This is a genomic window from Pseudoalteromonas sp. UBA2102 (genome assembly GCF_002331165.1).
GTDB classification, from domain to species: Bacteria; Pseudomonadota; Gammaproteobacteria; order Enterobacterales; family Alteromonadaceae; genus Pseudoalteromonas; species Pseudoalteromonas atlantica.
Genome location: NZ_DCYU01000020.1, coordinates 1 through 25,486, shown reverse-complemented (window position 1 = coordinate 25,486; position 25,486 = coordinate 1). Strand labels below are relative to the sequence as shown.

The following is a 25,486-nucleotide window of genomic DNA, read 5'->3' as shown; positions in this document are numbered from 1 at the left end:
GGCTCCAAATAAGAGAAACCCGTTGCAGCGATGTAACGGGTTTTTTGCTGCCTGGGATTTAATAAATAGCCGAACTCAGTAGAAAAACGAAACAGCTCGAGGGCGAGCCCTACGAAAGGCCGACCCGACACAATGATAATGTAGCATTTGCTATGTGACTCTCTACCGCTGTGGGCACTACGACATTGCCAGGCTCCAAATACAAGAAAGCCCGACTCGCAAGAGCCGGGCTTTTTTACGTCCGCAGAAAAGTTAAATGCGGACAATTAATGCACACTCATCTACTTCGTCGAGTGAGCGGAGCGACACCCGACGCTAAAAAACATCGATTTATAGTATTCTTATTTCATGAGTGGGATTACCAGATATTGCTCACAAAGTATCCACCCCCACCGTAGCGTGGGTTGAGTATCACGAAACCCGCGGATAAGGCTCGCCGCACATCTTTGTATGGTAAATATAGCGTTTCAGCAGTGAGCTTTACGAGTACTTTAGCGTAATTATGCTTGTGCGAAGTTAGATTTATTACCTAGCCAGCGATGAATTAAGGGGTCTATAAGGTCGGGGTTTTGCTTTAGCATTTGTTGAGCAATGGGCCTGACTTGATTTAGCGTGTGTTTATCTCGAGTAAGATCCGCTATTTTAAATTCTGCTAAGCCAGTTTGTTTAGTGCCGAGCACTTCACCTGGCCCACGTATTTCTAAATCTCGCTCTGCGATGACAAAGCCATCGTTACTGTCTCTTAATACACCTAAACGTTTTTGAGCGGTGTGAGAAAGAGGGGCGTGATATAACAGTACGCAATGCGAAGCGGTGGCTCCTCGTCCTACGCGCCCGCGTAATTGATGTAATTGTGCTAATCCTAAGCGCTCAGGATTTTCTATGATAATTAAACTGGCATTAGGTACGTCTACACCTACTTCTATTACAGTTGTTGCAACAAGCACGTGAATATTGCCTGCTTTAAAGTCGCTCATGATCGCTTGTTTTTCAGCGGCTTTCATACGGCCATGGACGAGCCCGACATTAAGCTCTGGCAACGCCTCTTTTAATTGTAATGCGCTGTCTTCAGCTGCTTGGCATTGTAGGGCTTCTGATTCGTCAATAAGGGTACATACCCAATAAACCTGTCTGCCTTGTTCATTACAGGCAAGCTTAACACGGTTTATTATATCGTCTCGGCGTGTATCAGGAATGGCAACAGTGGTTATAGGTGTGCGCCCAGGTGGTAACTCATCTATTACTGAGGTTTCTAAATCGGCATAGGCCGTCATAGCCAATGTACGCGGAATGGGGGTTGCGGTCATGACTAACTGATGAGGATAACAATTACCAAATTTGCCTTTCTCACGCAGTGAGAGGCGTTGATGAACACCAAAGCGATGTTGCTCATCGATGATAATCAATACTAAGTTATTAAATTTTACCTCGTCTTGAAATAGGGCGTGCGTTCCTACTATCATTTGCGCTTCCCCTGAGGCGATTTTTTCAAGTGTATTAGTACGCTCTTTTCCTTTAGTTTTACCGCCTAGCCAGGCAACGTTAATCCCAAGACTTTCAAACCATTGCTTGAAATTTATTCCGTGTTGTTCAGAAAGGATTTCTGTAGGTGCCATTAGGGCAACTTGAAAACCTTGTGCTATTGCTGTTAATGCACTTAATGCTGCAACCAGTGTTTTACCTGAGCCTACATCACCTTGTACTAATCGCATCATGGGGTAGGCATGCTGTAAATCCCCTTTTATTTCGGCTACAACTCTATTTTGTGCATTAGTCGGTGCAAAAGGGAGTTGCGCTAAAAATTGGCTCTCTAATGTATTTGTAGGGCTTAGGGAAACTGCACTTACTTGCTGCCCTTGCTCGCGTACTTTTAATAAGCTTAAGTTTTGGGCAAGTAGCTCTTCAAATACTAAGCGTTGTTGTGCCGGGTGCATGCCTTGTTCAAGCGAGATAATATCAACATCATTCGCAGGGCGATGAAGTAGTAATAAAGCGTCACTTAATTGCATATGTGAGGGTTGCCATTTTTCAGGGATAAGCTCTTCAACAGAATACTTATGTAATAAATCGATGGCTTGTTCACTTAAGGCTCTAATTGATAATTGTTTTAAGCCTTCGGTGGTTGAATACACGGGGGTTAGTGTTGCAGCGGTTGGTTGCTCGTTTGGGGTATCGCTAATGCTGTATTCTGGGTGGCTCATTTCAAAACCAACGCGCCCGCGTCTTACTTCACCAAAGCAACGGATTATTTTGCCACTGCTAAATGCGTTTTTTTGCGCTGCTGTAAAATTAAAAAACCGTAAAGTAAGCCTACCTGTACCATCGTTTATTTGCACCACTAACATACGCCGTTTACCAAAGGTCACTTGGCTTGTTTCTATTGTTGCCTCAACAGTGCAGTGGCTGTGTAAAGTAACATCGTTAATAGCATAAATACGGGTACGATCTTCATAGCGTAAAGGCAAATGAAAGAGCATATCTTGCACGGTAGCTATACCTAGCTTTTGTAGGCGTTCGGCCATTTTTGGTCCCACCCCTTTAAGTTCTGTAATAGGGTATTGGCTTAAGCTAGGTTTAGACAATGTAGGCTCAAATCTGTTTATTTGTGAATGAGTTAAGTGTACTCACAGGTTTGCTAAGCATCAAGCATGTTTTAAAGCTTGCCAAAACTGCTCGTTAGCGACTATTTCACCTTCTTCATCGAGTGGTGGGTAAGGTAGGTTTTTTAATCTACATTGTTTAGCAATAACTGGGTGATACCCTTCAAAATACATAGGGTGTTTAATCTCTTCACTTAGCATATCGCGCTTATATAGCCCTGCTTTTTCTCGTTGTTGCTGTGCTTCAAATAAAATAAGCGCAGCAGCTACTGATACATTAAGTGACTGCACCATGCCTTGCATAGGAATAATAATGTTTTGATCGGCGTGTTTTAGCGCGCGCTCAGAAATTCCCGTTTTTTCTTGGCCAACGATTATAGCTGTGGGTTTTGTGTAATCGATTTCTCTAAAATCTACAGCATCTTCGCTCAAGTGTGTTGCTAGTATTTGTACATCTGGGTTGTGCTTTCGCATCATCGCAGCAGCATCATCAATATTTTTATGCAGGTGTGTTTCTAGCCAGTTTTTACTACCGCCAGAAGTATTATTGGTCAGCCATTTTTGGTTTTCTGGCCATACAGCATGCACATGATGGCAACCTACTGCATCAGCACTTCTTACAATAGCTGAGAGATTATGATGTTTATGTACGTCTTCTAGGCAGACCGTTAAGTCTGTTTGGCGACGTGAGAGCACGTCTTTTATTCGTTGGTAGCGATTTTGCTGCATGGTGATCCTCTTTTTTGATAATTATACGTAATTTTATCTATTAAGGCATTACTGTGCGGCTAATTGGATTTTGCAAAGAGATTAGGGTCTCGGTTGATTGAATCGCTTCTATAGCTTGTATTTTATTAATGAGCACGTCTTGCAGATGGTCGATAGACTTGGCCATTACCTTTATAAAAATGCTGTAGTTACCCGTGGTGTAATAAGCTTCAACTACCTCTTCTAATGCTTCTAGTTTAATCAGTGTTTCTGGGTAGTCGCGAGCGTTGTTTAAGTTAATACCAATAAAGCAACATACATCGTAACCTAGTTGCTTTGTACTAATGCTTAATTGGGTGCCGGTAATGATGCCCGCTTGTTTCATTTTTTCTACGCGTACGTGAATTGTGCCGGCACTTACAGCAAACCGTTTAGCTAATTCTGCGTAGGCTGTACGGGCATTGGCCATTAGAGCGTGAAGTATCTGTTTATCGAGATTATCGATTTGATAATTTTCCATTATTTTTGCTTACTTAAATTAGTGAATCTACATTTTTATACCGTGTAAATTAATCGATTTTGCATATTAAAGCTATTTTTATTATGGGTTATTGAATTAAAAGTTTAAATCGTTACAGTAACCTCATTGAAGACGCCTACAGGGTGTTTTCTCATTAATAAGCAAGTAACAATAACTGGGAATGAGGCCAATTATTATGAGTTCACACTATGTGCAGCAACAGCAGCAAATAAGTAAAGTTAAGCAGTTTTTTTCACAGCAATTAGAGCAGCAACTAGGGTTAGTTGAAGTTCAGGCTCCTATTTTGGCCAAAGTAGGTGATGGCACACAAGATAACCTGAGCGGCCACGAGAATGCAGTTGCTGTTAACGTAAAAGCAATTACCGATAGCAGCTATGAAGTTGTTCATTCGCTTGCTAAATGGAAACGTAAAACGCTAGCGACTTACGGCTTTTCTGTAGGTGAAGGTATTTATACACAAATGAAAGCGTTGCGCCCAGATGAAGACTCATTAAGCCCAATACATTCTGTTTATGTTGATCAATGGGATTGGGAAAAGGTAATTTGCCAACGTACTGAACGTACGCTCTCTACATTACAAGACACTGTTAAAGCTATTTATACTGGCATTAAGCAAACAGAGCAGTTTGTAAGTGAAAGCTTTGGTATAGCCCCATTCTTACCTAGTGAAATCACGTTTATACACAGTGAGCAATTACGCAAAATGTACCCTGAATTTAGCGCAAAGCAACGCGAAAAAGCCATTGCACAAGAGTACGGTGCGGTGTTTTTAATTGGTATTGGGGGGGCATTAGGTGATGGCAAAATCCATGATGTACGCGCTCCAGATTACGACGATTGGTCTACCCAAACGATTGACGGATACACAGGATTAAATGGCGATATTTTAGTGTGGAACCCTGTGTTAGAAGATGCCTTTGAAATATCATCTATGGGTATTCGTGTAAGCCCTGATGTATTAAAAGCGCAATTGAGCATAACAGGCGATGAAGAACGCCTAGCATTCGATTGGCATAAAGCATTATTAGAAGAGGCTTTCCCACAAACAATTGGTGGCGGAATAGGGCAATCGCGCTTAGCAATGTTATTACTGCAAAAGCAGCATATTGGACAAGTGCAAGTAGGTGTATGGCCAAAGCAAACGCACGATACGGTAAGTGGCTTACTGTAAATTATGAAGGGCGCTAAATGCGCCCTAATGTGTTTTAAAGTTTATTTCTACTTTATTGTTTTGTAGGTTTATATTGCAAGGTGGGTAGTTGCGGGTAGTTTTTAATACTTTATCAAAAATATGGATCTCTACCCCTGAGTGTAATGATGTATTAACGACGAGATTTGCATCGCTTAGTAGGTCGTGGAGTTCATGATCTAGGCTAGATAACTTTTTCTCTAGCTGCTCTGCTTGTTGGCAATAATGCTGCTGTGTTGCGCCAATTTTTTTAATGAGCAGATTCTTTTTTTCTATATCTTTTACTTTATCTGCTTTTTCTAGTGCTGCTTGAAGGGTATCTAGCTGCTCATCGGTTTTTGCTAAATCTTTAAAGCAGTTATCTGTGTCGGCCGTTATTTCAGCGCCGGATGCGGCTAAATTGATAGCCATTTTTGCGCCTGATTCATTGCCTATTTCGCCAGCTATTAACACGGTTGCATCAAGAATCTCTCCACCAAAAATTTTCCCTTTGGGTAACTCTGTTTGGCCAACTTGTAATAAGTGTTTTGCTTTAATCGCACAGTGGCTAGCTTGGCGGTCTATAAAAATGTTTTTGCCTTGCATATAACAGTATTGTGCGTGAGATACATGCACATCACCTTCACTTTTAATAGAGCAAGACAAAGTTTTATCTTCGAGCTTTTTATGGCCAATAATGCCTTGCTTTACAGTGATGTTTCCGCCGGCTGATAATTCGCCAGATTCGACCGTGCCAAAAACAGTAATGTCGCCTTTTGCCGTGACTCGCATTCCTGGGTCAATGTTTTTAGTCACAATAACACTGCCTTCAAAATCAATATGGCCGCTTTTAACATCTACATCAGAGATGGTAAAAATATCATCAACTCGCATACCGTTAGGTATTTCTACGGGGACTCCCGCTGTTGTAGAAACAAGCTCGAGCGGATTTGTTTTTGATATTTCGGCGCCTTCGCCTGACACTAACTTTTTATTCTCACCGGGTTTAGCCGGTAGTATGTCACCTACTACAGTGAATCCTTCTTTACCGGGAGTTGCAGGTTGTTGGCGGATCAGTACAGTGCCGGGCTCTACGCTTGCCAGTTTACCAAAGTCGCGCATATCAACACTGCCATCTTCCTTCATTTTTGGTGCTTTTAGGCGATCTTTGAGGGTTTCTACCATAGCTACAAATTTTGTTGCTGTGCCTTCGGCTGGCCGGCGGCCTTTGGCTAGAATCCCTTTTGCCACTGTACCTGGGGGTAAGTTAAATTGTTTATCTAAAAGCTGCTCTAAAAAAGCTTGTTTGTAACCACGTACAACCCCTGCTTTTATGAGTTGTTTTTTGCTCTCTTCTAACGAAAGTACTTTACCACCATAAGCTAAGGTTAGCTCACCTATGGCTTGCATTTTATCTTCACTTAACGTTACCACAAGCGATGCATCGTGCTTACTTGCTACAACCAAGGTTGGCTCATTATTTTGCGCTTTAAAAAAATTATCAATAGCCTCGTGGTCAATTTTGCATTCGCAAAACGTCGACTTCTCGAGTGCATCAATAATAAAAGCGGCGCTAGGTGGAGCGTGCTTACTTACATCAAGTAATACGTTCCCATTATTGGCAAGCTTAAACACTAGTTAATCCTTTTCCACTACTTAAGTTAAGATTGATTTTATTGCATGATTACAGAGTGCTAGATATTTACATGTGAGTCAAGAAAGGGCGTTAAACAAAGGCTAGCAGTGAAAAATAGAGCTATAAAGGGGGTTTATAGCTCTATATTTATTAATTAGTTGAAGGAAGTTCCATTATGCCGTCAATTTCAACTTGTGCGCCTTTTGGTAGAGCACGTACACCTAATGCTGCACGGGCAGGATAAGGCTGCTTGAAATATTGGCTCATTACTTCATTAACAGTGGCAAAGTTTGATAAGTCTGTTAGGTAAATATTAATTTTAACAAGATCTTGGATTTTACCGCCTGCTTCTTCGCACACCGCTGTAATGTTTTTAAATACTTGATGTGTCTGCTCGCTAAAGTCTTCTGAAACCATTTCCATTGTTTCTGGGACAAGTGGAATTTGTCCAGATAAATAAACGGCAGTACCTACTTTAACCGCTTGGCTATAAGTGCCGATGGCAGCAGGTGCTTTTTCGGTAGAAATAAATGCTTTATTCATGAGTTTCCTATTTTACTTTTTACGATAGACTCTTTGCACATCAGGCATCACGCGAATGCGGCGCATAATATTAGCAACATGGACGCGGTTTTTAACGGTAACGCCCAAGTCTATCACATATAAATTACTTTCTTTTTCGTCGGTAGTGATCTCAACAATGTTGGCTTGGGTTGTAGCAACAACATTTGTGAGTTTAGCCAAAGCCCCTTGGTGATTAATTATTTCCACCCGTAGCGCAGCTATATATTCTTTTTCTGGATTGTCATCCCATTTTACAACCAAGTATTTTGAGCGTTCGTTTTCCCAGCCGCGAATATTTTTACATTCTTGGCGGTGAACGGTAAGCCCTTTACCTTGGCTAATATGTGCAGTGATGGCATCCCCTGGTACAGGTCGGCAACACTTAGAATAATTAACCAACATGCCTTCGGTACCAATAATGGTTGCTTTGGCTTGTTTGCTAATATCTGACAAGTCGTCGCTTTCTTCTTGCAATAAGCGTTTGGCGATTAACACGCTCATTAAGTTACCTGCGCCTATTTCTACTAGTAATTCTAATACTGTAGATAGTTCGTGCTCTTCGAGTACGCGGGCTATGTTTTCATCGGCAATGCTGTCGAGCTTATTTTCACCTAAGGCAGAATCGAGTAAGCGTCGGCCTAATAACAATGCTTCTTCTTGGTGCTGGCTCTTAAGGTAGTTTCTTATCCCTAAACGGGCTTTACCTGTAACTATAAAGTTTAACCACGTTGCATTAGGGTGTGCACCCGAGCTGGTAATAATTTCAACACTTTGCCCAGTATCTAAGGCTTTGCTTAGCGGGTAAGGTTTACGGTTTACCCTTGCACCTACACAAGTGTTACCTACATCAGTATGCACCGCGTAAGCAAAATCAACCGCGGTGGCGCCCATTGGCAACTCTACTATGCGGCCATCGGGGGTAAATACGTATATTTCTTCTGGGAACAGCTCGGTTTTAACGTTCTCGACAAATTCGAATGATGAGCCGGCACTTTGTTGAAGCTCCAGCAAACTTTGCATCCATTGACGCGCACGCTGTTGAGCTGTATTACCCGCGCCATCACCGGCTTTTTTATACATCCAGTGCGCAGCAACCCCTTTATCGGCCATGTGATCCATGTCATGCGTACGCACTTGTATTTCTACCGGAATACCGTGTGGGCCTACTAATGACGTATGCAAAGACTGATAACCATTTGTTTTAGGTACGGCTATATAATCTTTAAAACGCGTTTCGATAGGTTTATAAAGGTTATGTGCAACACCTAACACGCGATAACAGGTATCCATTGCATCTACGTTTATTCTAAAGGCGTAAATATCCATTACCTCATTAAAAAGCAGCTCTTTATTAAGCATTTTTTTATAAATGCTATAAAGGTGTTTTTCGCGCCCAGAAACCGTCGCCTTAATACCAGACTCTTCAAGACGTGCTTCTATTTCGGTTTGAATGTTAGAAATAACTTCTTTGCGATTGCCTCGCGCTTTTGCCACTTCAGATTTAAGTGCGCGATGACGCATAGGGTATAAAGCCTGAAAACCTAAATCTTCTAGCTCATTTTTAATATCGTGAATACCTAAACGGTTTGCAATAGGTGCGTAAATTTCAAGTGTTTCACGGGCAATACGACGGCGCTTATCAGGGCGTAGAGCACCTAATGTACGCATATTGTGAGTACGATCGGCCAGTTTAATTAAAATAACCCGAATGTCTTGGGTCATAGCCATGATCATTTTTCGGTAGTTTTCAGCTTGGAATTCTTTTTTGTCTTTAAAGCTGAGCTTATCGAGCTTACTTACCCCTTCAACAAGTTCGGCAACCGTATCGCCAAATATTTCGGCTAAGTCCTGTTGGCTAAAATCGGTATCTTCAATAACGTCATGCATTAGCGCGGCCATAAGTGTTTCATGGTCAAGGTGCATGCCAGCAAGAATTTGGGTTACTTCAACAGGGTGAGTAATGTACGGCTCGCCGCTTGAGCGAGTTTGCCCCTCGTGAGCCTCTCGGGCTACCACGTAGGCTTTTTGCACTAGCTCTACTTCAGCAGCAGGCAAGTATTCAGATATTTTCTTTTTAAGACCTTCAAAAAGATACATTCACACTCCAATGTTCTCGTGAAGCAATAAGTAACGGTAAGTAATAGAATATACGATGAAAAGAGGGGATTGCCAACGGCTAGAGTAGAAATACTGAGCCGTTGACTAAATCAAACCGGGTGGTTGATTATTGATTACCGCCAACAATAGCAGCAACCGCAGCTAATTCAGCTGCTTCTTGGTGTTGTTGTTCTTCACGGTCAATAACGTCCATGGATGAACTATCAACTAAACCTTTTTCGATTTCACGTAGAGCGATAACGGTTGGTTTGTCATTTTCAGCGTCTACTAGTGGGTCTTTACCACCAACAGCAATTTGGCGGGCACGACGAGCCGCAACTAAAATTAAGTCAAAACGATTACCAATTGCATCTACTGCATCTTCAACTGTTACGCGAGCCATCTCAGCACTCCAAAATAATTTAAAAGCAAAGGCGTAGTTTACTGCAAGCAGCTTGTTTCGCCAATAGCCAGTGGTTAATTTTTACCAGTTTTCCCTGTAAAGGGCATAAATGGCTTATTTAAGTAAGTTTGTAATTAAATCGTGATGACGACTAGCTTGGGCTTTTAACGTTAAGCGCTGCGCTAACACGATAGTTTCAATATTGCTAAGGGCGGTTTCAAAATCATCGTTAACCACAACATAATCATATTCATTGTAGTGCGATGTTTCTGATTGCGCTTTGGCCATACGCCCAGCGATGACCTCGGCAGAATCTTGGCCTCGGTTATTTAAGCGCTGCTCAAGCTCTGCTTTAGAAGGCGGCAAAATAAAAATTGTTTGCACGCTTGGCATAATTTCGCGCACTTGCTGCGCGCCTTGCCAGTCAATATCTAAAAATACATCAATACCGGCATTCAGCTGCGACTCAATAGCCTGCTTTGAGGTACCGTAGTAATTATCGAATACTTGCGCCCATTCAAAAAAATCATCTTTGGCAATTAATGCTTTAAATTCATCGGCGCTTACAAAGTGATAATGCACCGCATTTTCTTCACCAGGACGAGGGCTTCGGGTGGTATGCGAGACCGATACTTTCATATCTGCGTGTTTTTTTAGTAACGCCGTGATTAAGCTAGATTTACCTGCACCAGAAGGCGCCGATAAAATAAATAAATTTCCGCGAGTTTGAGCCATGTTTTTCTCTACTTAAAATAAACAGGCTTGGACTAAATCAATAATCCAAGCCTTTAATTGCGCTATTGTACTTTATTTAACACTTTTTACTCAACCATCTCTTATTAACACCCCCTCTGCTTGTATGTAGGGGTTTTCCCCTATGACTTATAGGGAGTGATCCTGATATGCAAGAAAGCGCTTTGCTTATTAAATGTACTTGTAAACAAAATATTAACCAAACAATGTTAAGCAAACATTCTTTTAAGTAGGTGGGTAAATTATGAAGTCATCAATTAAGAATATACTGGCTGGTCTTTCTCTTGCAGGATTTAGCCTTAACGCTGCAGCCGCAGCTGTTATAGGTAATCAACTAGAACAAAAACTACAAACAATGTCTGCAACAGAAAGTGCCATGGTTGTGGTCAGTTATGATCAACTAGGCGCACTAAGTAATACTCAATTACAAAACTTATTAAGCTTAGGCTTGGTTGAAGGTGTGCAATTTAAGTCTTTGCCAATTATAGGCTTGTTGGCTACACCTTCACAAATATCTCAGTTAGTAAACGTGCCAGGTGTTCGTTCTGTTTATGCAAATAGATCACTTACTTATTTTAATAAAGAAGCACGCGAATTAACGGGTGTAGATAAGCTTCAATCAGATGATTTTGAAGCCCACAATGGAATCAAATTTACGGGCAAGGGTGTGACCGTAATAGTGAATGACTCGGGTATTGATGCCACATTAGATGACTTAGAGTATGGCTCTAAGGTTATTGAAAACGTACAGGGGGTTACACATGCACAAGCAATTTCGCTTACTGGAATAGATGGTGTTTGGATAGAGGGCCAACCAAATACAGACTTAAATGTAGGCCACGGCACTCATTGTGCTGGCACTGTAGCGGGTTGGGGCTCTCATTCTGATGGTGAATATAAAGGTGCGGCTCCAGGCGCTGACTTAATTGGCTATGGCTCTGGAGCTGGTTTGTCGATTTTAGATGCGTTGGGTGGTTATGACTATGCGATTAGTCATATTTGGGATTTCAATTCGCCAATTCGAGTAATGAGTAATTCATGGGGCTCAAGTGGTAAGTTTGACCCATTAGGACCAATTTCACTGGCTTCTTATAAGGCGTACAAGCTAGGCATGATCTCGGTTTTTGCAGCTGGAAACTCAGGTTCGGGCGAAGATACACATAATCCGTATGCTCAAATCCCGTGGGGGATGTCGGTTGGCGCGAGTACTAAGCAAGCTGAGTTGATTGATTTTTCATCGAGAGGCAAAAATGGTGAAGTAGGCGACTTTACTATGCCAGACGGCAGTGAATGGACTTATAAAAATGAAGTAAGTATTGTCGCCCCCGGTGTTGATATTATCTCTACAAGAGCAAAAACGAATGTTGTATCTAATGGCGGAGCAGATGATATTGATGCCATGCCTGCTGAGCACCTTCCTTATTACACTATGATTTCGGGCACATCAATGGCTACGCCGCATGTGGCTGGTGTGATTGCACTTATGCTAGAAGCAAACCCAGAACTCACACCTTTAGAAGTGAAAAAAATCATCCAAGAAACGGCAACCAATATGCCAGGCTATGAAGCATGGGAGGTTGGTGCAGGGCATATAAATGCATATGCAGCTGTTGCAGGTGCATTAGGTTACGATAATCAAAATAGCGTAACAGTTAACAACTTAAATGACTTTAATGCTAACGCCATTACATTGGCAGACGCTGATCCGCAGCCTTTTGAAGTCTTATACTCACCGGTTGGGGAGCCTGAAGTGCACAGGTTTAACGTAAATGCAGAGGATAGCTGGATAAATGTTTCTTCTGAGGTTTTTGCTACAACCACTAAGTTAAAGTTAGAAGCGCCAGATGGCACTGTGTATATGGGTAACTTAACACTGCCAGTACTTGATACAACTATGCGGGTTTCTGCACCTGCGCAAGAAGGCGAATGGAAATTATCTGTATATGGAATGACATCGTTATCCGGCGTACAAGCAGACCCTACTGGATTAACTAACGGCCCAGGCGTACCTGAATTTATTAGTGGTGAAATTTCAATTTTAAAATCGGGTGGCTACGAAGGGCTAGACGATATTGAGGGGCATCCAGCGCAAAATGCAATTGAGTTTGCTGTCAGTGAGCGCCTAGTTGATAGCAGAAACAATCTTTTATATCGCCCAGATGCAAACCTTAAACGCAAAGAACTTGCTAAGTATCTTGTTATGGGTATGTCTGTTAGGCAGCATAGAGATATTTTAAACAATGAAAAAATGCCCCTTTCAGATGTAAACGGCCAATACACACCTTTCATTGAAGCTGTGACTGAGGTTGGTTCTGCGTTAAAAGATCGCACTCAAATCCAAGCACCAGTTATGCTCACAAGCGAAGGGACATTTTCACCTCAAGGTAATGTAACAAAAGAAGAGCTGGCCTATTCACTGGTTCAAGGACTTGGTTTAGAGGAGCAAGTGCGTGCCTTTACAGGTGATATCACAATTGAATATAACTCAGAGCGTATTCCAGTATTAGATACAGACCAAGTTGCACCTGAGTTTAGAGGCTATGTTCAAGCTGCTATTGATATGTCACTGATTAACGTTACCTATCAAGTTGAGCAAGGGCCCTATGATTTATCGCCAACCGTTGTTGCTTACTTTAAACCTCAAAGCAAGGTTAAGCGTGGCGACTATGCGGTAATAATTTCTCGTTTATTCAATAATTACTTACGTAAATAAATACTAGCAACTCAAAAGCCAGTCATATATTTGTCTGGCTTTTATTTGTTGCAATAAATGCATGTATCATGCTAGTTTTTAATTACAGGTGAAAAAATAGTAACCATTTTGTAGTTGGTTCATTGGTTGTGTTTTCTGGGGATCACTATGCTAAACATAAAAAAATTACTAATTGCTTCATATACAGGGTGTTTACTGTTTATGAGCTCGCAAGTAGAAGCTACGGATATAGTATCTGTTAATATACATGGCAATTCTGCCGAAGCTATTATCGAGCTACCTGGTGGAGTTTCTGCGGATATAACCTTAGAGTTTGAAAATGCAGTAGGGTTAACAGCACAAAATTTAGGTATCAGTGCTGAAGTAGTTGATATTACATCTCAAGCGTTGTTACAGCGATTACCGAGCATTACTGATATAGCACCGGCAGCTGCTTTTCCAATGATGATAACAATAGAGCCGCAGTTAACGAGTGGCTTTTCTTTTTCTGGTTTGGCAACCGTTGATATACATACTCATAACTTAGAGTATACCGCGGGCACGCCGCTGCGCTTTTTCAAAGCGCCATTAAACGGTGAGTTTAAAGATATTACTATGACCATGGGAGCTGGCAGCTACAGAGCGCGTGGCTCTACCGGCCGTTTCTCTCAATTTATAATTGTCGCTGACTTACGTCCTCAAGTAACGGTTATAGACTCTAAATATAATGATTTGCAAACTGCTTTAAACAACTTTTCAGCAGATATTGACCCCGCTGTTTATTCAGCTTTATTACAAGATTTAGCAGATGTAAATCAGCTTATGTTGCTGCAAAATTACAGTGCTGCAAGCAACAAACTTAATTCCTTTAATCGAAGAATAAGCGATAACAGTGGCGATAAAGTGCCTAATGTATGGCGCTCTAGCAGAGATATAAGCAATGTGGCGGGTGAGCTGATGGCTTATGCGAATACCTTACGCTTTAGTCTACGTTTAGCTAATTAGTGTCAACAAAAAGACTATTTAAAGAGTAAAACTATGCCTGCGCGAATTACGGTTTGTTATACCAACCAGCCAGCGGTTGAAAGTTTTTTATATGAGGAGAGCGACTATCGTATTGGTCGCTCTAAAGAATGTGAGCTAATACTTGAGCATCCTACCGTTTCGCGCCAACATGCGACCGTAGTTAACTTAAATCGTGTGTGGCAGCTTAATGATGAATCAAGTCGAAACGGCACTCGAGTTAATGGGCTGGCTATTTCTAGCTCAACCTTAGAAGATGATGCCATAATATCTATTGGTAAATTAGATTGCTTATTTGAGTCTAAATCTACACAGCAAATTCAAGCTATTCAGAGCCACAATAATTGGCGGTTATCTGCGAGTAAGCCAGGCATAAAAAATATTACAGTTAATTTAAAGCAAAACTTATTATCACAATTACAAAACCTGATTATGCTTACCGGTACTCAACGAGGGGGGGTATTTTTAGGCAATACATTACAAAGCCTAAGTGTGTGTATAACGCAGGGGTTATCGAGCAAAGATTTTAAGCTTAATAATTTTGAAGGGAGCATTGGTGCAATATCGCAATGTTACTCAAAAGGTGAGCCAATTATTGCCATGGATATAACGCACCATCAGCTTTTAAGTAGTCGACAAAGTATTGAGCTTAAAAAAATATCTGCTTTAGCGTGTATCCCCCTGACTTATGAAGGTTTAATTATTGGGGTTATTTACACCGACAGCAAAATGTCTGGAAAGGTGCTTACAGAGTTAGATCTTGAAATATTAACCAGTATAAGTTTGCAAATAGAGACCACAGTACAAGCTATTTTACTTCAACAGTCTATAGAGTTATTACAGTCGCAACTTATAAATTCCTCTTCTTTTGACGGTAATGACTATAATTTATTTAAATTATGTCATTAAAAGAGTAACGCGATATCAACTCCGACGACCGTAATCAAAGTTCATTAAACGAAACACAACTTATATCGCCGCAAAGCGATTTACAACCAGGAAGTTTGTTAGTTGGGCGTTTTGAAATTGTCTCAGCCCAAGGGCGCGGGCAATATGGTTGTGTATATAAAGCACTTGATACACAACTGCAAACTTACGTTGCTATTAAGGTGCTTAATAGCGCACTTCACAACAGTGAGCAGGCAATTAGTTCATTTAAAAACGAGCTACTTTTAGTCAGGCAACTAAGTCACCCAAACATAATCCGTGTGCATGAATATTACTTCGATCAACAACTTCACTTTATAACAATGGATTGGATTGAGGGGCTTACATTAGAAGATAAAATCGCAGAAAAAAAACTCACCTCTCAAGAAATAATTGATATTGTTAAACAGCTTTTTGCAGGGTTAGCGTGCGCAGATGAAGTTGGTATAGTTCATAAAGATTTAAAGCCCGATAATATTTTAATTGATACTGAAGGCAAGGTTTACATTGCCGACTTTGGCTTAGCAGTTTTAAAAAATAACGATAACAGCCAAAGTATTATTGGCACACCTTACTACGCGGCACCTGAGTATCTACTGCAAGGTAAAGTTAATAAAAGCACTGACTTGTACTCCCTCGGGGTAATTATTTATCAGCTTTGTTGCCATTCAATGCCTTTTAAGGGGAATAGTCTTGAATTAATCATTGATAGTAAGCTTTCAGGAAATATTAAATTTAACCCTTATCAGGCAAGATTAAAGTCATTAAAAGCTTTAGTGCTCAGTATGCTTGCTGCAAATACTCAGTCTCGGCCTGAAAGTGTAAGCCTCGCCTCACGCTTATTTGAGTCGCTTATTAATAAAAATGCTAAGCGTAATACTCGCCCCGTTATGCTATTTGCAGCCGCTTTTGCATTTGTTGGGTTTATTTGGGTGCTAGCAAAAATTGAAAATACGGCAAACACAGATAAAGCAAACTATTCGTCTATTGCTATTTTACCCACAGTCATGAATAGCGAAACGGAAGATGATGCGTTTACTGACTTTATACATTACAGATTGTCGCATGTGAGCAATCTAAGAGTTATCGATACTTCGCGTGTTACAAATTTGCTAAAGCAATTAGGTTTAAATCCGCCATTAGATAAAGCGAAAGTAGAGCTACTGTCTGACTTACTTAAGGTGGATGCTTTAATTAGTCCTACAGTTATTCGCACAGGTGGTAATAGTCAAGATGTTCAAATTAAACTAATAAAGGTCGATGGCTTCAATACAAACGAATCTCTATTATTAAACGCCCCGCTTGATGATAAAAAATGGAATAGCGTTGCAAGTCAGGCCGTAAAAAATTTAAAACAAGCCCTTAACCTAAAAGAGCAAGCCGGTAAATCACTGTTACTTAGCAGCCCTCCATCAAAAGCACTGTTTAATATAAAAAAGCAGATTGAATTGGGTAATGTAGAAGAGGCAAAAACTAAGTTGCAATCGTTATTGGCTCAAAACCCTAGCTTAGCGCAAGGTTGGTTGGTATTAGGTGAGCTTTTGTTAGAAAATAATTTGATAATAGAGGCAGAACAGGCGTATTCAAAAGTGCTACAGCACGCTAAACCTCTAACTTACAACGCTAAATTTGCTAGTGCGCGGCTTAATGATTTAGCAGGTAAAGTAGAGCTGGCTAAAAATGATTATTTAGAGCTCATAAAAGCATTCCCTTACAATATTGAATTAAAAATTGCCTTAGCAGAGTTTTACTTTTTTATAGAGCAGCATAGTAAGGCTGAGCAATTGTTGTTAGATGTTGTAAAGCTCGATCCATACCACCCTAATGCTTGGTTTATGCTTGGTCGAGCTGCTTTTTTACAAGGTGATTTAAATAAAGCAGTGGATGATTACTTTGTAAAAGCACTGGTTACAGCTAAAAAGTTAAAGAACCCACTTAAAGAGGGGGAAGCATTAAATGCATTTGGTGTTGTTTACGGTCAACAAGGAAATACCGAACTGGCGTTTGATTATTACTTACAAGCATTAACAGTACGTCAAAACATGGGAGACTCGGCAGGTGTAGCTACAACCATGACAAACTTAGCTTCTTTGTACCTTGCTGAGGCGCAGTATAAACAAGCTGAAGACTATTTAGAAAAAAGCTTAGATATATATACCCAGCTAGGCGATCAGCAAGGGCTTTCTAATTCTTATAATGAACTAGGTGTACTTGCTGAAGAACAGGCACTTTATCAAAAAGCGTTAAAGCATTATCAAGATGCGCTAACAATCAGAATAAACCTTAGTAACCAAATGCTACAGGCTGAGAGCATGAATAACATTGGCTTTATGTATTACATGTTACTCAATCATGAACATGCTTTAGTTTATTGGCAGCAGGCTGAGCAGCTATTTCAACGTATTCAATTTCCAATAGGCATTATTCATGTGCAACAAAACTTAGCGCAAATTGAATTATCAAAAGGAAATTGGCGTAATGCTTTTCACCTTTTTAATAACACGCTTAAAGATGCTAGTGCGTTAAATAGTGTAGAAGAAACCATAGTTGCTAAAAGCTACTTAGCTAAGCTTGGCTTTTTACAAGGTGGTTTTAAACAGAGTTTTAGTGAGCTTGAAAGTGTTTATCAGCAAGCTGAAGCGCTTAATGACGTAAGAGCAATTGCCGAGTTTGGTTTATGGCTTGCGGATTGGTCAATGCAACTTGGCTTAAAAGAACACGCTATTAGCTATTTAGAAAAAGTGGAACTGGCTGTCGCGAATAACGGTAATGTTGAGTACCACAATAAACACGCCTTTTTATCTCGCTATATTAATGATCAACTTCACTTAAACAACTTACAAAGCCAAGCGCTAGTTGCACCTGATTTTGCTCATCAATCAGTGTATATACGTGAGCTTATTTATGCAGCCCGAGAACACCTACGTACCGGTAAAAAGGACATCAGTGCTTATTTAGCCAAGTTAAAAGCTGCAGATTACGAATTACAAAAGTACCAATACATTGACTATTTAGAGCTATTGGCCATACAACAGTTTTTAAATAAGCAATGGCAAGCACTTCAAGCAACACTTAGAGAGGCTGAGCTATTACAAAGAAACATGGGAGGCTATTGGCGTAGTTTTCAATTTGACCGACTGCATGCACAACTTGCATTAGCAAATGAGGCCGACTCTTCGGCGTATACAGCTAAAGTAGATAAAAAAGTGGCAGATCTGCTCAATAATTTACCTAAAAACGCTGAACACACATTTTTATCAACCTTAAGTTATTTTGAATTAAATGACGGCTTTGGAGAACTTAGCGCGAATGACTAAAGATAGTGATACGGATATTGCTTATTTTGTTGAGCAATTAAACCAAAAACAGCAGTTAATTACCCAGCAGCTCAATACAAATAATGAGCAAATGCGTGGTTTGGCAAAGCGGGTATGGCGTGTTCAAGAAAACGAACGTAAGCAAATAGCGCAAGAGCTACACGATGGCGTAGGGCAGTTATTAACAGCACTTATAAACCAATTACAACAAGTGCAAAATGACTCACCAACTAATGAATTAACGCAAAGTATAGAGCTGGCTCGTCAAGCATTGTCAGACACACGTGTGATTTCTCGGTTAATGCGCCCTCGTATTTTAGATGACTTAGGATTAGTGCCCGCTCTTGAGTGGTTGGTAAGAGTTATGGGTGAGCCTTGTGAGGTTTTAGTAAAGCTCCATCATAAAATTGATGCGCCGCTCAAAGATGAGATTCAAACTTTAGCCTTTAGGGTTGTTCAAGAGGCGCTTACCAACGCGATAAAACATGCAGATGCTTCTTTAATCACAATTAATTTAATAGCTACTGAAAGCTTATTAATGATAAAAATAAAAGACGATGGTGTAGGAATTCAGGTGAGCCCGCAAAATTACAAAGAGGGCTTTGGGTTAGGTGCTATGCACGATAGAGTTGCAGCTTATGGCGGGCAATTAACTATAAATTCAGCCCCAGGTGAAGGCAGCGAAATAAAAGTTTTAGTAACAGGTAAGGAGGTTTTATGATCAGCGTGCTGGTGGCAGACGATCATACAATTTTACGCCAGGGGTTAGTAAGCTTACTTAGTAAAGATGAGAATATTTGTGTAGTGGCAGAAGCCGCTGATGGTATGCAGGCTGTTACTAAGGCACTAGCATTAAAGCCATGCGTTATTGTTATTGATATAAGCATGCCTGAACTAAACGGTATGGAGGCAGTTAAAAGGCTGCACGAACAACTCCCTGAATCTAAAGTATTGGTTTTGACCATGCACGAAGAACAAGAGTATGTAATTCATATGGTTCGTGCTGGTGCATCAGGCTACCTATTAAAAGATAGCGCCAGCGATGAGTTATTAGATGCCGTTAATGCACTCTCACAAGGTAAAACGTATTTTAGTCAGTACGCAGCTAATGTTTTAGCCTCTTTATCGTGCAAGCCAGCTGAGCAATGGCAAGACCCATATAAAAACCTTACCAGCAGAGAGAGAGAAGTTTTTCATTTAATAATTGAAGGTAAAACAACAAAAGACATAGCGCGCTCACTCGATATTAGCGTTAAAACGGCTGAAAACCATCGAGGAAAGGTGCTCGATAAGCTCAGTGTTGCTAATGCTGCAGAGCTTGTACGCTATGCAGCTAAAAATAACCTATTGCTATAAAACGGGTGTTTTAACTAATACACCCTAGGGGTTTTCCCGTATGTTTTAAACGTTAGTTGTTTGCCATTCTCAATGGGTCAAAACAATTAAGGTGTAAGCTCATGTTTAAAACAACACTAAAAACTAAAAAATTACTGATCGGACTTATGAGTGCGGGTATGTGCTTAGCGCCCTTGCACGTATCAGCAAAGTCATTAGGGCCGCAGCTGCAACAACTACTTACAAGTGCAACAGATCAAGATGCTTTTGAAGTAATCGTAACGTTTGAAGGTAAAGGAAAGCTAACAAGCGATCTAACCAATGTTATCGAATCGGCGGGTGTACTTGGAGGGATCACCTTTAATAATCTACCAATTATGGGAATAAAAGCGACCAAGGCTCAAATTGATGCAATTTATGCCTCTGATAAGGTCCGCTCAGTTTGGTATAACTCACCGCTTACGTTAGAAAATGACGGCTCAACACAAATTACAGGTGTAGATAGGCTTCGTGAAGATTCATCACTACGTAACCAAGGCATGCCTTTTTCGGGCCGTGGTATTGGGGTAGTAGTTAACGACTCAGGTGTAGACGGCACTCACTCAGATATTAAATATCCAAACCATGTTATACAAAACGTATTGGCGCAAACCAATTTGCACTCTCTTTCTGAAATACTACCTATTACCTATCAAGAAAACACGGCAAATACAGATATTGCTGGTGGCCATGGTTCGCACGTAGCTGGCATTATTGGTGGTAATGGCGCCATGTCTAGTGGTAAGTATCAAGGGGTTGCGCCCGGAGCTAAAATTATTGGTTATGGCTCAGGAGCTGGTTTATTTATACTTGATACGATAGGGGGCTTTGATTACGCTTTAACTCACCAATACGATTACAATATTCGTGTGATCTCTAATTCATTTGGTAGTACTAGTGATACAGGCACCGACTTCAACCCAGATCACCCAACCAATGTGGCAACAAAGCAGCTTTCAGATAACGGTGTAATAGTGGTGTTCTCTGCAGGGAACTCAGGTAGCGGTGAATCGACGATTACTGGTAATTTTAAAAAAGCACCTTGGGTTATAACGGTTGCTGCAGGAGATAAAGATGGGCAGTTAGCCGATTTTAGTTCTCGCGGCGTTAAAGGTAAATCAGGCGTTGTAAGTGTAGATGGCGAAACGTTTACTTGGGAAGATCGCCCTACAATTACTGCACCAGGCGTTGATGTTATTTCTACACGTGCTTCTTTATCTAGTTTAAGTGCACTGAGCATTACAGATGATAGCGAAGTGATGGAAGCCAGTCACGTACCGTATTATACATCTATGAGTGGTACCTCGATGTCTGCCCCGCACATTTCAGGTGTTGTTGCATTAATGCTTGAAGCTAATCCAAATTTAACTTGGCGAGAAGTTAAAAGTATCTTGCAAAAAACAGCAACTAATATGCCTGGCAAAGAAGCGTGGGAAGTTGGCGCAGGTTATGTAAATGCTTACGCAGCAGTACAGTCGGTTGTAAACACACAGCTTGCATTTGGTGAAACGACTAAACTACAACGTGAATTTAATGCTTACGCGTTAACATCAATACAAGCAGACTATAGTGAATCAGTACCCTTTAGCCCAGTGGGTGAAAACGACGGTATTTTAATTCCCGTAAATGTGAATGCTTCCATGGTAATGGTTAACGCTAATGTTGACGATAATACGGTTGGCTTATCACTCGTTAGTCCTTCAGGTAAAACGTATAGTTCAAGTATTGCATTACCCGTTTTAGGACAAAATATCGCAGTTACTGCTCCGGCTGAATTTGGTAATTGGACCTTAAAAGCGCATGGTATTGGGGGAGTGTCTGGTGTTGATGTAGACCCCGCTGGCCTTACAAATGGTTACGGGCTACCTAGTGAAATCACTGCAAATATTAAAATAGTTAAGACCGATGGGTATAAAGGCCTCAGAGATATTAGCGATCATCCTGCAAAGTCATTTATTGAATATGCCGTTAGTGAGCAGCTAGTTGATGCTAAAAGAACAGGTTTTCATCCGAATGACTATCTTTTACGCCAAGAGTTAGCTGACTTTCTTATGTTAGGAGGAGGAATTAGACAGTCGAACTTAGCTAAAAATAGTCAGTTCAATGATGTATCAAACGACTTTACTGCGGCTATTAATAGTGTGACTCAAAAAGGGGCTGCACTTAGAAATACAGAGCAAGATCAAGCAGCAGTTATGCAATCCGATGCAAGCTTATTTAGCCCTCTTGAGCCAGTTAGCCGAAATGAGCTCGCGTATTCACTAATGCAATCTTTGGCATTGGAGAAACAAGCTCTGAGCTTTGAAGGTGATGTAACAGTAGTTTATGGTGAGCAACGAATAGCTTTAGCAGACCAAGAGGCAATCCCAAGTGAGCTAAAAGGTTATGTGCAACTTGCTTTAGACTTAGGGGTAATGAATGCTTATTACAATATTAGCCAAAATGCTTATGATTTAGAGCCCACAATATCAGCATCGTTTAATGGTGATAAGTTAATTACACGAGCCGATTACGCGGTAGCAATCACAAGGCTTCACAAAAACTAACCCTCCGATGAAGTATTAAGCACCACTTTACCAACATGTATTGTGGTGCTTTTTTATATGGACTAATAGTTATTCAATATTCTGAATTTGCTCTCGCATCTGCTCAATGAGCACTTTTAGCTCTACAGCTGCATTAGTAATATCGCTATTAATAGACTTAGAGGCTAGGGTGTTTGCTTCGCGGTTAAACTCTTGCATCATAAAATCTAAACGGCGACCACATGCGCCACCTTTATTAAGAATTTTTTTAGTTTCTTTTACATGCGATTTTAAGCGGTCGAGTTCTTCGGCAACATCTTGCTTTTGCGCAAGGTAAATAAGCTCTTGTTCAAGGCGAGATTCGTCAATGTCGGTTTTTAAGTCTTCAAGCTTTTGATTAAGCTTTTCACGCTGCCACTTTGCTATTTCTGGTAAGTGACTTTCTACTACAGTAACTTGCTCAAGTATGGCATCAAGGCGAGTGGCAATCATTTCTTCTAAATTTGCGCCTTCATCGCCACGGGCTGATTTAAAATCTTCAACTACTTGGTCAAAGCCCGCTATAAGTGCTTTATTAACGGTATCTAAATCGAGCTCCTGTGCTTCCATTACGCCAGGCCAGCGCAGTATATCAACAGGGTTAATGTCGCCACTGCTTTGTTGCTGCACCCATTTAGCACTATTTATTAGTTGCTCAGCAAGTGACTCATTAATTGATAGCTCACCCACGTGTGCTGGATTTGCAACAAACTTTAAAAATACTTCAACTTTACCGCGTTGCAAATTTTTACGTAAACGCTCACGAATTACCGGCTCCATGCCACGAAATTGCTCTGGTGCGCGAATAAACGTTTCAAGGTAGCGCTGGTTTACTGAACGAATTTCCCAGGTGCCAGTGCCCCAATCGCCTTTAATTTCGCGACGCGCATAAGCAGTCATACTGTGGATCATGGATAAGTTCCTAAAATTTATTAATACAATATTGCGATGATTATACCGTAACACTGCTTAACCTCTAGAGAAAATTTATTACGCTGAATATTTTACAATCAGCATGGCATCTACCTGCACATGCACTTATAATGTCGCAAATTCAGAATTAAGGGGATCGTCAATGCGTCCAAGCGAAAGAACACCTAACCAAATTAGACCGGTATCATTTACACGTAATTACACATTACACGCTGAAGGCTCAGTACTTGTTGAGTTTGGTAATACCAAAGTACTTTGTACTGCTACGGTTGAAGCAGGTGTACCACGTTTTATGAAAGGCCAAGGTAAAGGTTGGATCAACGCTGAATACGGTATGCTACCGCGCTCAACGCATACGCGTAACGCACGTGAAGCAGCACGGGGTAAACAAGGCGGTCGTACTATGGAAATTCAACGCTTAATTGCTCGCGCATTAAGAGCTGCAGTAGATTTAAAAGCGCTTGGCGAAAACACCATTACAATTGACTGTGATGTGATTCAAGCTGATGGCGGAACACGTACTGCATCTATTAGTGGTGCATGCGTTGCTTTAGTTGATGCACTTACTCACATGCGCGCTAAAGGAATGATCAACTCAAACCCACTTAAGCACATGATTGCTGCGATTTCGGTAGGTATTTATAAAGGCCAACCAATTAGTGATTTAGAGTACCTTGAAGATTCTGAAGCCGAAACCGATATGAACGTAATTTTAACTGAAACAGGCAAAATTATTGAAGTACAAGGTACCGCAGAGGGTGAACCATTCTCGTTCGACGAATTAGATGAGCTACTTACACTGGCTAAACATTCAATCCGTGAAATTATTGACGTTCAAAAACAAGCGTTAGCATAAGCGAGTACCCCAATGAAAGATTATCAAAAAGAGTTTATTGAATTTGCTTTAGAAAAGCAGGTTTTAAAATTTGGCGAGTTTACCCTTAAATCAGGTCGTACAAGCCCATACTTTTTTAATGCTGGCCTTTTTAACACAGGACGTGATTTAGCACGTTTGGGTCGTTTTTATGCATCAGCCCTTGAAGACGCCGCAATAGAATACGACGTTTTATTTGGCCCAGCTTATAAAGGCATTCCTATTGCAACCACTACCGCAGTAGCGCTGGCAGATCACCATGATAAAGATGTACCTTATTGCTTTAACCGTAAAGAGAAAAAAGCACATGGTGAAGGTGGTACATTAGTAGGTTCTGCATTAACGGGTAAAATTATGCTGGTGGATGATGTGATCACTGCAGGCACTGCGATTCGTGAATCAATGGAAATCATTGCCGATAACGGCGCAGACCTAAGTGGTGTACTAATAGCACTTGATCGCCAAGAAAAAGGCAAAGCTGAGCTTTCAGCTATTCAAGAGGTTGAGCGCGACTTTAATACCAAAGTGATCTCTATTGTAAAATTAGCTGATCTTATTAGCTACCTTGAGAGCCAAGGTACAATGGACGAGCATTTAGCATCAGTTAAAGCATACCGAGATCAATACGGTATTGCCTAACTAAAAAAAGCCTCGCAATTGCGGGGCTTTATTTTGACCACAGTAAATAGAGCTAATAATGAAAGATGTATTTAAACCTAACGGCCTTGGTATAAAGCGTATATTTAAAGCAACGTATTGTTCGTACCTTGGTTTTAAAGCGGCCTTTATAGAAGAAGCGGCTTTTAGGCAAGAGTTGCTACTTAGCATTATTTTGCTACCCATTTCTTTTTGGCTAGCTTCATCGGTATTACATTGGGCATTGTTAGTAAGTACATTACTGATCATATTGATTGTGGAATTACTTAATTCAGCAATAGAAGCGCTCACCGATCGCGTAAGTACAGAGCGCCATGTATTATCGGGGCGTGCAAAAGATATGGGATCTGCAGCAGTAACACTCTCATTAATGATCCTTACGATCGTGTGGGGTGCTAGTTTGTATATAAAGTTATTTCAGTAAACCCTCTATATAAACCAATTAATACACCTAAAATGTTAATAAAGTGCTAGTTATGTTGTGTTTTTAGCGCATTTGGCTCAAATAATCAGCGAACAGTCATTTATTTCAAGTTTTCTTCAAAAAAGGGTTGATCTGTTTTCGGATCTCCCTATAATGCGACCCCACTGAGACGGCAGAGCAGGCAACGCTTAGCGAGGCAAGCAAACCACTTAGTGAGTCGAGTAAAACTTA

The 25,486-nt window shown here is 40.8% G+C and carries 20 protein-coding genes; 11 read left to right on the top strand and 9 right to left on the bottom strand.

What is annotated here, in order from left to right:
* Positions 1 to 500: 500 nt before the first annotated feature.
* Genes recG through asnC form a run of 3 tightly spaced genes read right to left on the bottom strand, consistent with a single transcriptional unit; the run spans position 501 to position 3,828 of the window.
* Positions 501 to 2,582, bottom strand: a complete 2,082-nt coding sequence (recG, locus tag B2R65_RS02050; protein WP_286740638.1) for an ATP-dependent DNA helicase RecG — start codon at positions 2,580 to 2,582, stop codon at positions 501 to 503.
* Between the two features lie 60 nt (positions 2,583 to 2,642).
* Positions 2,643 to 3,329 (bottom strand): tRNA (guanosine(18)-2'-O)-methyltransferase TrmH, encoded by a 687-nt coding sequence (gene trmH / locus B2R65_RS02045; RefSeq protein WP_024032415.1) that lies wholly within the window; start codon positions 3,327 to 3,329, stop codon positions 2,643 to 2,645.
* A 40-nt stretch (positions 3,330 to 3,369) separates the two neighbouring features.
* Positions 3,370 to 3,828, bottom strand: coding sequence for a transcriptional regulator AsnC (gene asnC, locus B2R65_RS02040; protein WP_004588258.1), 459 nt, complete (start codon positions 3,826 to 3,828; stop codon positions 3,370 to 3,372).
* A 196-nt stretch (positions 3,829 to 4,024) separates the two neighbouring features.
* On the opposite strand from asnC, the gene asnA reads away from it, so the two are divergent.
* Positions 4,025 to 5,020, top strand: a complete 996-nt coding sequence (asnA, locus tag B2R65_RS02035; RefSeq protein ID WP_029773162.1) for an aspartate--ammonia ligase — start codon at positions 4,025 to 4,027, stop codon at positions 5,018 to 5,020.
* 24 nt (positions 5,021 to 5,044) lie between these two features.
* On the opposite strand, the gene B2R65_RS02030 is transcribed toward asnA, so the two are convergent.
* From B2R65_RS02030 to gmk, 5 genes are all read right to left on the bottom strand, one after another.
* Positions 5,045 to 6,652, bottom strand: a complete 1,608-nt coding sequence (locus B2R65_RS02030; protein WP_286740634.1) for a DUF342 domain-containing protein — start codon at positions 6,650 to 6,652, stop codon at positions 5,045 to 5,047.
* Positions 6,653 to 6,803: 151 nt separating this feature from the next.
* Positions 6,804 to 7,196: a RidA family protein gene (locus tag B2R65_RS02025; protein WP_004588255.1), complete on the bottom strand. Its 393-nt coding sequence runs from the start codon at positions 7,194 to 7,196 to the stop codon at positions 6,804 to 6,806.
* Between the two features lie 12 nt (positions 7,197 to 7,208).
* Positions 7,209 to 9,314 carry a bifunctional GTP diphosphokinase/guanosine-3',5'-bis pyrophosphate 3'-pyrophosphohydrolase gene (gene spoT / locus B2R65_RS02020; RefSeq protein ID WP_004588254.1) on the bottom strand — a complete coding sequence of 702 codons (2,106 nt, stop codon included), beginning with the start codon at positions 9,312 to 9,314 and terminating at the stop codon, positions 7,209 to 7,211.
* A 127-nt stretch (positions 9,315 to 9,441) separates the two neighbouring features.
* Positions 9,442 to 9,717, bottom strand: coding sequence for a DNA-directed RNA polymerase subunit omega (rpoZ, locus tag B2R65_RS02015; protein WP_004588253.1), 276 nt, complete (start codon positions 9,715 to 9,717; stop codon positions 9,442 to 9,444).
* A gap of 114 nt (positions 9,718 to 9,831) precedes the next feature.
* Complete coding sequence (gmk, locus tag B2R65_RS02010) at positions 9,832 to 10,452, bottom strand: guanylate kinase (RefSeq protein ID WP_064384893.1); 621 nt, start codon at positions 10,450 to 10,452, stop codon at positions 9,832 to 9,834.
* Positions 10,453 to 10,714: 262 nt separating this feature from the next.
* On the opposite strand from gmk, the gene B2R65_RS02005 reads away from it, so the two are divergent.
* From B2R65_RS02005 to B2R65_RS01975, 7 genes are all read left to right on the top strand, one after another.
* Entirely contained in the window at positions 10,715 to 13,183 is a 2,469-nt protein-coding gene (locus B2R65_RS02005) for a S8 family peptidase (protein ID WP_286740631.1), read from the top strand.
* Between the two features lie 147 nt (positions 13,184 to 13,330).
* The gene (locus B2R65_RS02000) at positions 13,331 to 14,167 is read left to right on the top strand and encodes a DUF6689 family protein (protein WP_024032421.1); all 837 of its coding nucleotides are present in this window, start codon (positions 13,331 to 13,333) and stop codon (positions 14,165 to 14,167) included.
* A 33-nt stretch (positions 14,168 to 14,200) separates the two neighbouring features.
* Entirely contained in the window at positions 14,201 to 15,094 is an 894-nt protein-coding gene (locus B2R65_RS01995) for an FHA domain-containing protein (protein ID WP_286740630.1), read from the top strand.
* Positions 15,095 to 15,189: 95 nt separating this feature from the next.
* Positions 15,190 to 18,429, top strand: coding sequence for a serine/threonine-protein kinase (locus tag B2R65_RS01990; protein ID WP_286740629.1), 3,240 nt, complete (start codon positions 15,190 to 15,192; stop codon positions 18,427 to 18,429).
* Positions 18,422 to 19,150 (top strand): sensor histidine kinase, encoded by a 729-nt coding sequence (locus B2R65_RS01985; RefSeq protein ID WP_286740627.1) that lies wholly within the window; start codon positions 18,422 to 18,424, stop codon positions 19,148 to 19,150. Before B2R65_RS01990 ends, B2R65_RS01985 begins: the two co-directional genes overlap by 8 nt.
* Positions 19,147 to 19,785 carry a response regulator transcription factor gene (locus B2R65_RS01980; RefSeq protein WP_024032425.1) on the top strand — a complete coding sequence of 213 codons (639 nt, stop codon included), beginning with the start codon at positions 19,147 to 19,149 and terminating at the stop codon, positions 19,783 to 19,785. Before B2R65_RS01985 ends, B2R65_RS01980 begins: the two co-directional genes overlap by 4 nt.
* Before the next feature lie 101 nt (positions 19,786 to 19,886).
* Positions 19,887 to 22,349 carry a S8 family serine peptidase gene (locus tag B2R65_RS01975; protein WP_286740626.1) on the top strand — a complete coding sequence of 821 codons (2,463 nt, stop codon included), beginning with the start codon at positions 19,887 to 19,889 and terminating at the stop codon, positions 22,347 to 22,349.
* 69 nt (positions 22,350 to 22,418) lie between these two features.
* Here B2R65_RS01975 and B2R65_RS01970 read toward each other — a convergent pair whose 3' ends face one another.
* A complete protein-coding gene (locus tag B2R65_RS01970; RefSeq protein WP_024032427.1) occupies positions 22,419 to 23,279 on the bottom strand; it encodes a YicC/YloC family endoribonuclease in 861 nt (286 codons plus the stop codon).
* A 163-nt stretch (positions 23,280 to 23,442) separates the two neighbouring features.
* Between B2R65_RS01970 and rph the strand changes: the two genes are divergently transcribed.
* From rph to B2R65_RS01955, 3 genes are read left to right on the top strand one after another with little or no spacing between them, the layout of a single operon-like run.
* Positions 23,443 to 24,156 carry a ribonuclease PH gene (rph, locus tag B2R65_RS01965; RefSeq protein ID WP_004588248.1) on the top strand — a complete coding sequence of 238 codons (714 nt, stop codon included), beginning with the start codon at positions 23,443 to 23,445 and terminating at the stop codon, positions 24,154 to 24,156.
* Positions 24,157 to 24,168: 12 nt separating this feature from the next.
* Positions 24,169 to 24,813: an orotate phosphoribosyltransferase gene (pyrE, locus tag B2R65_RS01960; RefSeq protein ID WP_004588247.1), complete on the top strand. Its 645-nt coding sequence runs from the start codon at positions 24,169 to 24,171 to the stop codon at positions 24,811 to 24,813.
* A gap of 58 nt (positions 24,814 to 24,871) precedes the next feature.
* Positions 24,872 to 25,255: a diacylglycerol kinase gene (locus B2R65_RS01955; RefSeq protein WP_004588246.1), complete on the top strand. Its 384-nt coding sequence runs from the start codon at positions 24,872 to 24,874 to the stop codon at positions 25,253 to 25,255.
* Positions 25,256 to 25,486: the final 231 nt, after the last annotated feature.

Excerpts from the sequence above, each read along its gene's own strand:
- trmH (WP_024032415.1), bottom strand. The coding sequence starts at position 3,329 with ATGCAGCAAAATCGCTACCAACGAATAAAAGACGTGCTCTCACGTCGC.
- asnC (WP_004588258.1), bottom strand. The coding sequence starts at position 3,828 with ATGGAAAATTATCAAATCGATAATCTCGATAAACAGATACTTCACGCT.
- asnA (WP_029773162.1), top strand. The coding sequence starts at position 4,025 with ATGAGTTCACACTATGTGCAGCAACAGCAGCAAATAAGTAAAGTTAAG.
- B2R65_RS02025 (WP_004588255.1), bottom strand. The coding sequence starts at position 7,196 with ATGAATAAAGCATTTATTTCTACCGAAAAAGCACCTGCTGCCATCGGC.
- spoT (WP_004588254.1), bottom strand. The coding sequence starts at position 9,314 with ATGTATCTTTTTGAAGGTCTTAAAAAGAAAATATCTGAATACTTGCCT.
- rpoZ (WP_004588253.1), bottom strand. The coding sequence starts at position 9,717 with ATGGCTCGCGTAACAGTTGAAGATGCAGTAGATGCAATTGGTAATCGT.
- gmk (WP_064384893.1), bottom strand. The coding sequence starts at position 10,452 with ATGGCTCAAACTCGCGGAAATTTATTTATTTTATCGGCGCCTTCTGGT.
- B2R65_RS02005 (WP_286740631.1), top strand. The coding sequence starts at position 10,715 with ATGAAGTCATCAATTAAGAATATACTGGCTGGTCTTTCTCTTGCAGGA.
- B2R65_RS02000 (WP_024032421.1), top strand. The coding sequence starts at position 13,331 with ATGCTAAACATAAAAAAATTACTAATTGCTTCATATACAGGGTGTTTA.
- B2R65_RS01995 (WP_286740630.1), top strand. The coding sequence starts at position 14,201 with ATGCCTGCGCGAATTACGGTTTGTTATACCAACCAGCCAGCGGTTGAA.
- B2R65_RS01985 (WP_286740627.1), top strand. The coding sequence starts at position 18,422 with ATGACTAAAGATAGTGATACGGATATTGCTTATTTTGTTGAGCAATTA.
- B2R65_RS01980 (WP_024032425.1), top strand. The coding sequence starts at position 19,147 with ATGATCAGCGTGCTGGTGGCAGACGATCATACAATTTTACGCCAGGGG.
- B2R65_RS01975 (WP_286740626.1), top strand. The coding sequence starts at position 19,887 with ATGTTTAAAACAACACTAAAAACTAAAAAATTACTGATCGGACTTATG.
- B2R65_RS01970 (WP_024032427.1), bottom strand. The coding sequence starts at position 23,279 with ATGATCCACAGTATGACTGCTTATGCGCGTCGCGAAATTAAAGGCGAT.
- rph (WP_004588248.1), top strand. The coding sequence starts at position 23,443 with ATGCGTCCAAGCGAAAGAACACCTAACCAAATTAGACCGGTATCATTT.
- pyrE (WP_004588247.1), top strand. The coding sequence starts at position 24,169 with ATGAAAGATTATCAAAAAGAGTTTATTGAATTTGCTTTAGAAAAGCAG.
- B2R65_RS01955 (WP_004588246.1), top strand. The coding sequence starts at position 24,872 with ATGAAAGATGTATTTAAACCTAACGGCCTTGGTATAAAGCGTATATTT.